The 12,902-nt window shown below is 71.0% G+C and carries 8 protein-coding genes; 2 read left to right on the top strand and 6 right to left on the bottom strand.

The features are described from left to right. Positions 1-4: 4 nt before the first annotated feature. The 6 genes from D9C15_RS20985 to tssA all read right to left on the bottom strand — a co-directional run bounded on the left by D9C15_RS20985 (position 5) and on the right by tssA (position 5,374). Positions 5-985, bottom strand: a complete 981-nt coding sequence (locus D9C15_RS20985; protein ID WP_128000423.1) for a hypothetical protein — start codon at positions 983-985, stop codon at positions 5-7. Between the two features lie 9 nt (positions 986-994). Next, positions 995-1,531, bottom strand: coding sequence for a type VI secretion system tube protein Hcp (locus D9C15_RS20980; RefSeq protein WP_128000422.1), 537 nt, complete (start codon positions 1,529-1,531; stop codon positions 995-997). 95 nt (positions 1,532-1,626) lie between these two features. Next, complete coding sequence (locus D9C15_RS20975; protein ID WP_128000421.1) at positions 1,627-2,127, bottom strand: Hcp family type VI secretion system effector; 501 nt, start codon at positions 2,125-2,127, stop codon at positions 1,627-1,629. A gap of 47 nt (positions 2,128-2,174) precedes the next feature. Further along, on the bottom strand, positions 2,175-3,638 hold the full coding sequence (tssC, locus tag D9C15_RS20970; protein WP_375138812.1) for a type VI secretion system contractile sheath large subunit: 1,464 nt from the start codon (positions 3,636-3,638) through the stop codon (positions 2,175-2,177). A 63-nt stretch (positions 3,639-3,701) separates the two neighbouring features. Next, the gene (tssB, locus tag D9C15_RS20965) at positions 3,702-4,196 is read right to left on the bottom strand and encodes a type VI secretion system contractile sheath small subunit (protein ID WP_128000419.1); all 495 of its coding nucleotides are present in this window, start codon (positions 4,194-4,196) and stop codon (positions 3,702-3,704) included. An 83-nt stretch (positions 4,197-4,279) separates the two neighbouring features. Beyond that, positions 4,280-5,374 (bottom strand): type VI secretion system protein TssA, encoded by a 1,095-nt coding sequence (tssA, locus tag D9C15_RS20960; protein ID WP_128000418.1) that lies wholly within the window; start codon positions 5,372-5,374, stop codon positions 4,280-4,282. A gap of 272 nt (positions 5,375-5,646) precedes the next feature. Between tssA and D9C15_RS20955 the strand changes: the two genes are divergently transcribed. Both D9C15_RS20955 and D9C15_RS20950 read left to right on the top strand, forming a co-directional pair. Next, the gene (locus D9C15_RS20955) at positions 5,647-7,371 is read left to right on the top strand and encodes a ShlB/FhaC/HecB family hemolysin secretion/activation protein (protein WP_128000417.1); all 1,725 of its coding nucleotides are present in this window, start codon (positions 5,647-5,649) and stop codon (positions 7,369-7,371) included. Positions 7,372-7,402: 31 nt separating this feature from the next. Further along, positions 7,403-12,902, top strand: a 5,500-nt coding sequence (locus tag D9C15_RS20950) for a two-partner secretion domain-containing protein (RefSeq protein WP_128000416.1), incomplete at its 3' end; no start/stop codon positions are given.

Below are 12,902 nucleotides of genomic sequence, written 5' to 3'. Positions count from 1 at the left end.
CGGGTCAGATGCCCAGGTCCTTCTTCATCGCGAAGGTGCGCACGGTGCCCTGCGTCGCCATCTTGGTGGCGGCCTCGGCCCCGTCGGACGACGACTCGATCGCCTTGCGGTTCTTGTACACGTAGGCCAGCGAGCGGAACTCGGCCTTCCACTGCTCCTTCATGTCGGTCATCGTCTCGCTGACCTCGGCGCGCAGGCTGTAGTCGAGCAGGCGCAGGTTGGTGACGGTGAAGACCAGCACCATGCCGGAGTTCGACGACCGCTGGTTGATGGTCAGCACGGCCAGCGGGAACACGTCGCCGGCCTTCATCGAGTTCAGCATCTGCGTGGTGGCGAAGTCGACGCGCTTGCTGAAGTTGAACTCGTAGCTCTTGTTCTGCTCTTCCCAGGCCTCGTTGCCGGCCTTCAGCCGCCGCTCGATCTTCTCGGCATCGCTGACCGCCTCGCCGACCATCTTGTCGAGTCGCTCGAGTTCGTCGCGGTCCTTGCGCGTGAGGTCCTTGTCGACCCCCTTGAGCGCGATGCGGGCCCGCTCGACGTTCTTGAAGGCCTCCAGCTGCGCATTCCTGCGCTCGATGCCCTTGCGGCGGTCGTACTCCGCCATCGCCTTGTCCCGGGTCGCCTCGTCCTTGTTCGCGTACTTCTTCATCTCGGCCGCGCGAGCGGTCGCGGCCGACTCCGGGTCTTCCGGCTCGGACGCGCGCGCTTGCGCCTCCAGCGCATCATTCAGCTTCTTGCGCGCCAAGGCGAAACGGTCCGCCTGACGTTGCCGGTCGTGCGGGTCACCGAGATTGTTCAGGAATTCGCTGTGGCCTTCGTAGTCGCGGGCGTCCTTCTTTGCCCGCTTGATTTCCTCGTCGTTCATCAGGTTCCAGCTCCAGCGCTCGATCTGGATCTGGCCGACGAAGCCGTCCGCCATGCATTCGCCGACCACCGGGACGGCGGAAGGGCGGGTCATCGACAGGTAGAGCTCGGCAACGTCCATGGCACCTCGTCAAACCAGCGATGGGGCGGGGTAGAAGAACGGCGCCGCCGGCGCCACCGAATTGCCGATCTTCTTCAGGTACTGCATCGTCACCTGCTTGAAGTTCAGCTTGCAGGTCTCGACCAGCTCGACCATGCCGCCGTCCTGCGACAGGTCGAGCGAGATGTCGGAGAAGTAGCCGTCGTTGGCCATCAGCACGAAGCCGGGCTCGTGGATGAACTTGCCCTTCTGCTTGATGTGCAGCACGGTGATGGTGGCGTTGAGCACCTTCCAGTGGCGGTCCAGGCTGAGGTGCATCTGCATCGACGACACGTCGAAGCGCTTGACGAACTCCAGCGGCTCGAGCTTGACCGTCACCGGCTTGCCCATGCCCGCGATGGAGGCCAGCGCGTTGCCGACACTCTCTTCCTGCGGGTCCTTCAGGACGTGCATGCCCCAGCTGAACTCCTTCAGCTCGACGGCACCCTCCCATCCCTGCAGCAACCCTTCGCCGATCACCGGGCCGCGCTCGGTGATCATGCGCATGTAGATGTTGGACCCGCTCATGCCCGACGCCCCGGTGGTTCAATGGACCTGCTGTGACGCGGCGGCTGGGCCGGACGCCTGCGCCCGGCCCCACTCCGCCACCGACGCGTACGGCGTCAGGACGATGGCGAGGCCTCGCCGGTGGAGATGTTCCAGTTGTAGGTCTTGACCGCGCCGAGCTTGCCGGTCTTGTTGTCCTGCGGCTTGTACTCGATCTTGACGGTCTTGAAGACCATCTCGACCTTCTGCGTCACGTTGCCTTCCTCCGTGCCGCTGTTGCTGACCTTGGTGATGAAGGCGCCTTCCATCACCATCGTGAAGTAGGTCTCCGGCGTTGCGCTGCCGGTGGTCTTCATCATCTGCAGCTCGACCTTCGGGAAGGCCTTGCCGGTGCAGATGTAGCCCATGATCACCGTCGACGAGGTGTCGAAGTAGTGCTCCCAGTTCATCTTGCCCGGGTTGGGCTTGCCGACCGAGGCGCCGCCACCCTTGGTCCAGCTGGTCTCGGCCTCGATTTCCCAGTCCCAGCCCTGGATCTCGATCCACTTCTCCTTGCCCTTCTGGATCGACTCGCCATCGGCCTTGTCGAAGAAGGTCAGGAACGCATTGACTGCCATGTGTCACTCTCCTTTGCAGGTTCACGCCCCGCGCGGCGTCAATCGGATTACGCGGACTTCTCCGACGGTAGCTTGGACACCAGTCGCAAGGACACCGTCAGGCCCTCGAGCTGGTAGTGCGGTTTCAGGTAGAACTTGGACTGGTAGTAGCCCGGCTGGCCCTCGATCTCCTCGACCTCGACCTGCGCGGCCGCCAGCGGCCGGCGCGCCTTGGTCTCCTCGCTCGAGTTCAGCGGGTCCCCATCGACGTACTTGAGGATCCATTCGTTGAGCCAGTCCTGCATCGACTCGCGCGAGCGGAACGAACCGATCTTGTCCCGGACGATGCACTTCAGGTAATGCGCGAATCGGTTGCATGCGAAGAGGTACGGTAGACGGGCCGCGAGGGATGCATTGGCGGTCGCGTCGGGATCGTCGTACTCCTGGGGCTTCTGCAGCGACTGTCCGCTGATGAACGCGGCGAAGTCGGAATTCTTCCGGTGGATCATCGACAGGAAGCCGTTCTTCGAGAGCTCGGCCTCGCGCCGGTCGGAGATCGCGATCTCCGTCGGGCACTTCATGTCGACACCACCGTCATCGGTGGGGAAAGTATGGGTCGGCAGGTTCTGGACGGCACCCCCTGATTCGATGCCGCGGATGCGCGAACACCAGCCGTACTCCTTGAACGAGCGGTTCACGTTGGTGGCCATCGCGTAGGCCGCGTTGGCCCAGGTGTACTTGCTGTGGTCGGAGCCCTCGGTGTCCTCCTCGAAGGCGAAGTCGTCGACCGGGTTGGTCTTGGCGCCGTAGGGCAGGCGCGAGAGGAAACGCGGCATGCACAGCGCCAGGTAGCGCGCGTCGTCCGACTCGCGCAGCGAGCGCCAGGCGGCGTACTCCGGCGTCGTGAAGATCTTGGTCAGGTCGCGCGGGTTGGCGAGCTCCTGCCAGGACTCCATCTGCATCACCGAGGGCGCCGCCCCCGTGATGAAGGGGGCGTGTGCGGACGCGGCGACCTTGGCCATCTCGCCCAGCAGCTCGACGTCCGGCGGCGTGTGGTCGAAGTGGTAGTCGCCCACCAGGCAGCCGTAGGGCTCGCCGCCGAACTGGCCGTACTCCTCTTCGTAGAGCTTCTTGAAGATGGGCGACTGGTCCCACGCGGTGCCCTTGAAGCGCTTGAGGGTCTTGCCCAGGTCCTGCTTCGAGATGTTGAGCACGCGGATCTTCAGCTGCTCGTCGGTCTCGGTGTTGTTGACGAGGTAGTGCAGCCCGCGCCACGAGGCCTCGAGCTTCTGGAAGTCCTCGTGGTGGATGATCAGGTTGACCTGCTCGGTCAGCTTGCGGTCCAGCGCCGCGATCATCGCCTCGATGCTGCGGATCGCGTCGCCGCTGACCAGCTTGGTGTTGGCCAGTGCCTGCTGCGCCAGCGTGTGCACCGCCTGCTCGACGGCGTTCTTCGCCTCGTCGGTCTTGGGCTTGAATTCCTTCTTGAGCAAGGACGCGAAGTCGTTGCCCTCGAGGGTGACCCCGGCCATCGCCGAGCCTTGTCGTTCGAGTTCAGCCATTGGTGTTGCTCCGGTTCAGGGTGGACCCGCGACTCATTCCTGCGGCTTGGCCTCGGCCGTCAGCGAGGACAGCAGCGCCGGATCGGCCAGCACCTTGGCGATCAGTTCCTCCGCTCCGCTCTTGCCGTCCATGTAGGTGATCAGGTTGGAGAGCTGCTGGCGCGCCTCGAGCAGCTTGTTCAGCCCCTCGACCTTGCGCGCCACGGCCGCCGGGGAGAAGTCGTCCATGCTCTCGAAGGTCACGTCCACCGAGAGGTTGCCCTCGCCGGTCAGCGTGTTGGGCACCGAGAACGCGACGCGCGGCTTCATCGACTTCAGGCGCGAGTCGAAGTTGTCGACGTCGATCTCGAGGAACTTGCGGTCGGCCACGCCCGGCAGCGCCTCGGCCGGCTTGCCGCTCAGGTCGGCCATCACGCCCATCACGAAGGGCAGCTGCACCTTCTTCTCGGCGCCGTACAACTCGACGTCGTACTCGATCTGCACGCGGGGCGCACGGTTGCGCGCGATGAATTTCTGACTGCTGCCCATGGCTGGCTCCTCGGAATGGATCGAAGCGCCGCGGCGCTCCGGAACGGCCTCGTCAACGAACGGAGAATCTTGCCATCAATTCTTCAGTACGAACTGCCGGACGAATACTCGTCGGTGGACACCCCCATGATCTTGGCCACCTGCTCGAGGGAGTCCGGCGCGAGCTCGCGCACGAGTTCGATGAAGTTCTTGTCGACGAGCTTGCGCGCGCGGCGCAGGAAGAACTGGGCCGGGTTGGTCGGCTCGGTGCGCTCCAGGTAGGCGCAGACCAGGTCGATTGCCCGCAGCGCGTCCTCGCGCGTCTCGATGCTGCCCGGCAGGCCGCCGCCGCGGGCGCCCCCGCGGCGCGGCGTGGCCGCCGCGGGCGCCTCGTCGGCGGCGCTGCCGTCGCCGACCTCGGTGCCGGCGCCCTCGTCGGCCGGAGGCTCCTCGGCGGCGTCGGCCGGCATCAAGCCCTGCAGCCCCGACAGCAGCGACTTCAGCGTGCCGAGCTCGGGCGCATTGCCGTAGCCGACCTTCTCCTGCATCAGCGCGTCGATCTGCTCGATGCGCGCGACGACGGCGCCGGCGAAGTGGCGCAGCGTCGGATCCTCGCCCACGGCGTCGGCGAGCAGGTGCTCGAGCTGCGCGGTGGACATCGCCGCCTCGCCCTCGCGCGGCTCGAGCATGCCCAGCGCGATCTCGAGTTCGCGGCCGCGCAGTTCGCCATAACCGCGCCCGGACACGATGCTGGACTGGCGCAGGTCGCCGATCAGCCCGGCCGCGCCGGCCATGTCGTTCAGCGCATTGACGCGCGCGTAGGCGTCACCGTCGTCCAGCCGCGGGTGCAGGTCGTCCCAGTAACGCTCCAGCAGGCCGTGCACCAGGCGCATGCTGGCCACCAGGGTGCGGGCGCCTTCGAGGTGCACCAGGGCACGCGCCCAGTAGACCGCGATGCGCAGGTCGCGCGAGCGCTCGAACAGGCCCTCGGCCAGGCGCCTGACGGCACGCCAATCGGGCGGCTTCGCGTCGGAGTCGTTGTTGAACTGCGTGCCGGGCTTGCCGACCGCGGCCTGAGACATCTCGAGGAAATCGTTGTCCCATTCCAGGTCGTCGCCGCAAGGCGGGTCGCCCAGGGGCTCGAGCCACGCATCGACGGAGGCTCGCTCGTCACCCTCCAACCCGGTCTCGTCATCCATTCTCGTGTTCTGCGGCAGGGTTCATTGGCGCGGGGCGACGGCCGACGGACGCGGTGCCGCCCCGGTGGGACGGTGGGTTGTATAGCGCGGGCTCGGCACTCGTCAAGTGAACACGGGCACGAGTCGCGTCCGCGCGCCAGATCCTTGCGGATCCCCGCAACGCGGGATGGGGTGGTGCGGACGCGACGCCGCTCAATGCGGGGCCCGGCGGCGCGCGTTACGCTCGCGGCATCGCGGGCCGGGGGGTTCGCGGAGCTTGGGGCGGGCTCGGCATGGACCTGGAACGTGGCTGGCGCGTCGGTGGCCTCCTGCTGGCCGCGCTCGCGCTGCCGCTCCCGCTGCATGCCGCGACCGCCGACCCAGCGCCCCCGCCGGCGGGCGCGGTGCCCACGCCGGACCAATTGCGCCCGCGGCCGCCGCTGGCGCGGCCCGACGGCCCGCCGCCGCCCGAGCGGCCGGCGCCGCGCGAGCTCGGCAAGCCGGCCGACGAGGTCAGGCTGGACGTGTCGGCCTATGTCGTCGACGACACGGCACCGGCCGCCCTGCGCGCGGCGCTGCCGGCGCTGACCGCCGCCTACGTCGGCCCGGGCCGCAGCTACGAAGACCTGGTCGACGCCGCGGCGCAGGTCACGCGCTTCCTGCAGCGCGACCTCGGCTACTACCTCGGCTACGCCTACCTGCCCGAGCAGTCGCCCGAGGGTGGCCGGGTGCGCATCGCGGTGCTCGAGGGACGGCTCGACGAGGTCGTGCTCGACTGGCCCGAGGGCATGCCGGTGCGCCGCGAGGTGGTCGAGGCCTACCTGGCGCGGCTCAAGCCGGGCGAGATCCTGCACGTGCGCGACGTCGAGCGCGTGGTCTTCCTGGTCAACGACCTGCGCGGACTGACGGCGCGCTTCGAGGTGCGCGCCGGGCGCACGCCCGGCACCGCCTCGCTGGTGGTGACGCCCCAGCCCGAGGCGCCGCTGACGCAGCGCGTCGAGGCCGACACGCTCGGCTCGCGATACTCGGGCACGCTGCGCGGCAGCTGGCTCGGCACCTTCAACAGCCCGTTCGGCCGCGGCGACGGCCTGGTGCTCAACCTGCTGTCCACCTCGACCCGCGGGCTGGTGTTCGGGCTGGCCGGCTACACGCTCCCGGTCGGCTCGGACGGCCTCAAGCTCGGCACCTCGCTGTCGCTGGTGCGCTACGAACTCGACAAGGACGAGCTGCCGCTCGGGCTGAACGGGCGTGCGTCGACCTTCACCGCCTATGCGCTGTACCCGGTGGTGCGCTCGCGCAACCTGAACCTGTTCGGGCTGCTGTCGCTGGATGCCAAGCGCTACGTCGACCGCGTCGACCTGGCGCTCAGCTCGACCCGCAAGCAGGTCGACAACCTGCAGGTCTCGCTGTCCGGCGACGCGCGCGACGACTTGCTGACCGGTGGCGTCAACACCTTCGAGCTGGCGCTGGTGCACGGGCGCCTGGACTCGCCGCGCCGATCGTCCGAGCTGCCCGCGAGCTTCTCGCACCTGCGCATGAACCTGGCGCGGATGCAGAACCTGATCGACAACCGCCTGCTGCTGTACGCCAGCCTGAAGGCCCAGTTCGCGCGCGACAACCTCGACAGCACCGAGCAGTTCCAGCTCGGCGGCCCGGACCGGGTGCGCGCCTTCGCGCCGGGCGAGGGCACCGGCGACAGCGGCGTGGTCGGCTCGCTCGAGCTGCGTTTCCTGCCGCCGGAGAGCTGGTTCGGCCGCCTCTCGCGCGAGCTGGTGTTCAGTGCCTTCGTCGACGCCGGGAACATCCGGGTGCGGGCCAGGCCGGCCGAGCCGGTCGACAGCAGCGCGCCGCCGGACAACAGCAAGTCCTTCAGCGGCTGGGGGATCGGCACCGTGTGGGACCGCGCGAACGACTTCGCGCTGCGCGGCTACCTCGCCTGGCCGAGCGGCGGCAAGGCGGAGGCGGACACCCGCGAGCGCAAGCCGCGGGTCTACCTGATCGGCAACAAGACCTTCTGACCGGGCCCACCGCAAGCTCGCGGAGACAGCGATGAAACAGCCCCGACGCGCCCTGCCCCGCCTGCACCCGGTCGGCCTGGCCGCGTGCCTGGCGCTCGCCGGCCCGGCCCATGCGCTGCCGCAGGGCGCGACCGTGGTCAGCGGCCAGGTGTCGATCAGCTCGCCGAGCACCACGCTGCAGATCGTCAGGCAGGGCAGCACGCGCGGCATCGTCGACTGGACCAGCTTCTCCCTGGCGTCCGGCGAGCGCGTGCGCTTCGACCAGCCCTCCGCCAGCGCGGTGCTGCTGAACCGGGTGACCGGCAACGATCCGTCGCGGATCTTCGGCCAGATCCAGTCCAACGGCCGGATCTTCCTGCTCAACCCGAACGGCATCGTGTTCGGCGCCAGCGCGCGCATCGACGTGGGCGGCCTGGTGGCGTCCTCGCTCAGCCTGTCCAACGCCGATTTCGAGGCCGGCCGCTACCTGCTGATCAGCGACGGCCCGCGCGGCGCGGTGCGCAACGAGGGCACGATCGACGCACCGGGCGGCAGCGTCGCGCTGGTCGCGCCGCAGGTGAGCAACGTCGGCACGATCCAGGCCAGCGGCGGACGGGTCGGCCTCGCCGCGGCGCAGAAGGTGCTGGTCGACGTCGAGGGCGACGGGCTGATCTTCTTCGAGGCCAGCGCGACCGAGGCCTCCAACCGGCTCGCCCAGCTCGGCCGCATCCAGGCCGACGGCGGCAGCGTCGAGTTGCGCGCCGCGGCGCGCGGCCGCTTTGCCGACACGGTGCTGAACATGGCCGGCATCGTGCAGGCGCGCGGCCTCGGCGTGCGCGACGGCCGTGTCGTGATCGACGGTGGCGATGCCGGAGTCACGCGCCTGGCCGGCACGGTCGACGTCTCCGGTGCGGCGCGGGGCGGCCAGGTCGAGGTCACCGGCGACAAGGTGCTGCTCGACGCAGGAACCCGGCTGGACGCCCGCGGCGGCTCCGGCGGCGGCAGCGTGCTCGTGGGCGGCGACCTGCACGGCCAGGGCACGCTGCGCAACGCCGCCCAGGTGCACGTCGACGCGGCGGCCGCCATCGACGTCAGCGCGCTCGACGCCGGCGACGCCGGCAAGGCGGTGGTCTGGTCCGACCAGACGACGCGCTACTACGGCCACATCGATGCCCGCGGCGGCAGCGCCGGCGGCAACGGCGGGCAGGTCGAGGTGTCGGGCCGGCAGTCGCTCGCCTTCGCCGGCACGGTCGACACCCGGGCGCCGCAGGGCCGGCGCGGCACGCTGCTGCTCGACCCGTCGGCGATCCGCATCACCGACAGCAGCACCGACATCAGCGCCGGCCCGGTCTTCACGAGCGATTCCGCCACCTCGACGCTGAGCGTCACGACGCTGCGCAACGCGCTGCAGAGCACCGACGTGACCGTCGACGCCACCGCGGGCACGAGCGCCGGTGCGTCCACCATCAGCTTCGAGTCCGACCTCACCGACTGGAACTCCGCCTCCTCGCTGACCCTGCGCGCCACCGACAGCATCGCGCTGGGCGCCGACATCACGAACGCCGGCACCGGCGGGCTGAACATCTTCACCAGCGGCCCGGTCACCGGCGCGGGCAACATTCGCCTGAACGGCGGCGCGTTGCGCGTGGCCGGCGCGACCGAGGCCAGCACCAGCGGCCCGCCGACCACCCGCGCCGAGTCGGTCAACCTCACCGGCACGATCGACACCGGCGGCGGCACGGCCGCACGCAATGGCGGCGACGTCTGGATCCGCACCAGCGGCGCGCTGGCCACCGGCAGCATCACCACCCGCGGCGGCACGGCGGCCAGCAGCGGCGTCGGCCGCGCCGGCGGCGACCTGCACCTCGACGCCAGCGACGGGGCGATCAGCGTCGGCGCCATCGACACCAGCGGCAGCAACGCGGCATCCTCCACCACCGCCTTGCTGGGCGGTGCCGCCGGCCTGGTGGACGTGGTGGTCGCCGCGCCGAGCACGGCACGCCAGGTCAGCCTGGGCAACATCACGGCGCTCGGCGGGCTCGGCTCGAGCAGCCCGAGCGGCAACAACGCCGGCGGGCGCGGAGGCGCCGGCGGCAGCGTCAGCGTCGCCAACGCAAACGGCGGTATCACGGTCGGGGCGATCGATGCCCGCGGCGGCGACGGCGGCGACGCCAGCGGCAACGGCACGCGGCCGCGTGGCGGCAATGCCGGCGCGGTGACGCTCACGGCCACCGGCGGCACGCTGCAGGCGGCGGCGATCACGACCACCGGCGGCGCGCACGGCACCGGCAACGGCAACAACGCCGACGGCGACGACGCCGACATCACGCTGACCGCCGGGCTCGACCTGACCCTGGACGACGCGCTCGCGGCCGGCGGCGCCGGCGTGGCGCTGGCCTTCGGGCAGGCCGGCGGCGCGACCACCCACACGCTGACCCTCTCCAGCGCGGCAGCGATCGGCGCCGGGTCCGTCAGCGCGACGGGCGGCGCCGGCGCGAACGACACGCTGCGCGTGACCCGGGACGCGGCACTGATCACGCTCGACGACGCCAGCCTGAGCCTGGACGGCGCCACGCCGATCACCCTGTCGGCGATCGACGCGGCCGACCTGAGCGGCGGCACCGGCGCCAACCGCATCGTCGCCGGCGCCTGGGGCGGCCGGCTGGCCCTGCGCGTCAGCGGCGGCAACGACACCCTCGAGGGCAACGACACCCCCGGCAGCAGCGGCGGCGGCACGACGCTGTTCGGCGCCGACCTGGCGACGACCTGGACCATCGACGACACGAACCAGGGCCAGCTGAGCTACGCCGGGCCGACGACGGTGCAGTTCAGCGGCGTCGGGCGCCTCAGCGGCGGCAGCGCCGCGGACACCTTCACGCTGGCCGACGCCGGCACGATCCAGGCCCTCGCCGGGGGCACCGGCAGCGACACGCTGGACCTGCGCGCCAAGAGCGGCGCGGTGTCGATCGACCTGGGCACGAACACGGCCACCGACGTCGGCAGCTTCAGCGGCATCAACACGGTGCGCGGCAACGACACGGTGGCCGGCGGCACCAGCACCACCCTGACCGGCGCGTCCGGCACGCAGACCTTCTCGGTGACCGGCGCCAACGCCGGGACGGTCGGCGGCGTCGCCTTCAACGGTGTGGGCAACCTCGCCGCCGGCGCCGGCAGCAGCGGCAACAGCTTCGTGTTCACCGGCAGCGCGCGCCTGAACGGCGCGATCACCGGCAGCGGCGACGACACCCTGAGCCTGGCCGGGCGCACCGGCACGCTCGAGCTCCGCCTGGCCGACGGCTCGGTGGCCAGCGGCGCGACCGTCGTGGTCGGCAGTTCCACCGGGCTGACGACGCTGGTCGGCAACGACGGCAGCACCGGCACCAGCAGCACGCTGACCGGCAGCAACGCCGGCCACTCGTTCACCCTGTCGGCGGCGAACCAGATCGAGGTCGGCGCCCTGACCGTCCAGGGCGTCGGCAACCTGAGCGGCGGCAGCGGCGCCGATGCCTTCACGCGCAGCGGCAGCGGCAGCCTGAGCGGCGCCCTCGCCGACGGCGGCGGCGCGACCTCGTTGACCGGCACGATCTCGACCGGCGGCGACCAGACCTACAGCGGCGCGGTCACGCTCACCGGCGCGACGACACTCGCCAGCAGCGGCGGCACGATCCGCTTCGACAGCACGCTCGACGGCAGCCAGACGCTCGCGCTGACGGCCGGCAACGCAATCCGCTTCGCCGGCGCGGTCGGCGCCGGTGCGGCGCCGACCAGCCTGTCGGCCAGCGCAGGCACGCAGCTCGCCCGCGGCGCCGACGGGCTGACGCTCGGCGCAACGCCCAGCCTCTCGGTCGGCGGCGTGGCGCTCGACGCCACGGTGCGCGACCTGTTCGTCGCCGGCCCGGTGTCCAGCGCGCAGGTCGACGCCCACGCCGGCAGCAGCGTCACCCACGACCTCACGATCACCGGCGCCGGCGCGCTGGGCCGCCTGGTCGTCAGCGGCGACTTCGACGTCACCGCCGGCAGCGCACTGACGCAGACCGACTCGCTGCAGGTCGACGGCACGACCCGCGTGCAGGGCGGCGCGAACGCCATCACGCTGACCCAGGCGGGCAATCGCCTGCAGGGCGCCGTGACGCTCGCCAACAGCGGTGCCAACGACATCGCGCTGACGAATAGCCTGGCGACGCAGATCGGCGGCATCGGCGCCGGCTCCGGCGCCCTCACGATCAGTTCGGGCGGCGCGATCACGCAGACCGGTGCGATCACGCAGACCGGCGCGGGAGCGGTGTCGATCGCGGCCGCCGGCAGCCCGATCACGCTGGGCGCGACCGGCAACGACTTCCGCGGTGCCGTCACGCTGGCCGGCGGCGCGGTGCAGCTCGCGGACAGCAACGCGCTCTCGCTGGCCGCCTCGACGGTGGGCTCGCTGGTGGTCGAGGCCGACGGCGCGATCGGCCAGACCGGCGCGCTGGTCACGACCTCGGCCGGCGGCGCCAACCGCTTCAGCGCCGGGGCCGGCAGCATCACGCTGGCCGACGCCGGCAACAGCTTCGCGGGCAGCGTCGCGCTGAGCAACACCGGCGCCAACGACGTCACCCTGAGCGACAGCGGCGCGCTCGCGCTCGGCGCGGTGAACGTCGGCAGCGGCGCCCTGACGCTGCGCGCCGGCGGGCCGATCACCCAGGCCGGCAGCAGCCCGGCCGCCGCGCTCACCCAGAGCGGCGCCGGCGCCGTGACGCTGGACGCCGGCGCGAACGCCATCACCCTGGGCAACGGCTCCAACCGCTTCGCGGGCGCGCTGACGCTGACCGGCACCGACGTGCAGCTGCGCGGGACCGGCGGCTTGACGCTGGCGGGCAGCGCGGTGGACTCGCTGGACGTCGGCGTGGACGGCGCGATCGGCCAGACCGGCGCGCTGGTGATCGGCGGGACGAGCCGCTTCGACGCCGGAGCCGGCAGCATCACGCTGACCGACCCGAACAACAGCTTCGGCGGCCGTGTCGCGCTGGCCAACAGCGGCGCCAACGACGTCGCGCTGAACAGCGTCGGCGCGCTGCAGCTCGGCACCTCGGCCCTGGGCAGCGGGTCGCTGACCCTGACCGCCGGCGGCCCGATCGGCCAGAGCGGGGTGATCACCCAGTCCGGCGCCGGCGCGGTCAGCATCGACGCCGGCAACCAGGCGATCTCGCTCGACCTGGCCAACGACTTCCGCGGCGCGGTGAGCCTGCGCAGCCTCGGCAGCGACGCCGTCACGCTCAGGGATGCCAACGAGCTGCTGCTCGGCACGCTGAGCCTGGGCAGCGGCACGCTGACCCTGACCAGCACCGGCAACCTGACGCAGAACGGCGCGATCACCCAGGCCGCGGGCGCGCAGGCAGTCACCATCGCGGCCGGTGCCGGGGGCAACGTCACGCTGGCCAACGCCGGCAACGACTTCACCGGCGCACTCGCCGTCAGCGGCGCGGCGGTCTCGCTGCGCGACGCCAACGACCTGACGCTGTCCGCACTGGGCGCAGGCGCCAACCGCAACCTCAGCGTCGTGGCCGGCGGCACGC

This window comes from Piscinibacter defluvii (assembly GCF_004011805.1).
In the GTDB taxonomy this organism is placed as follows: Bacteria; Pseudomonadota; Gammaproteobacteria; order Burkholderiales; family Burkholderiaceae_C; genus Piscinibacter; species Piscinibacter defluvii.
This window is presented reverse-complemented; position numbering and strand designations above follow the sequence as displayed.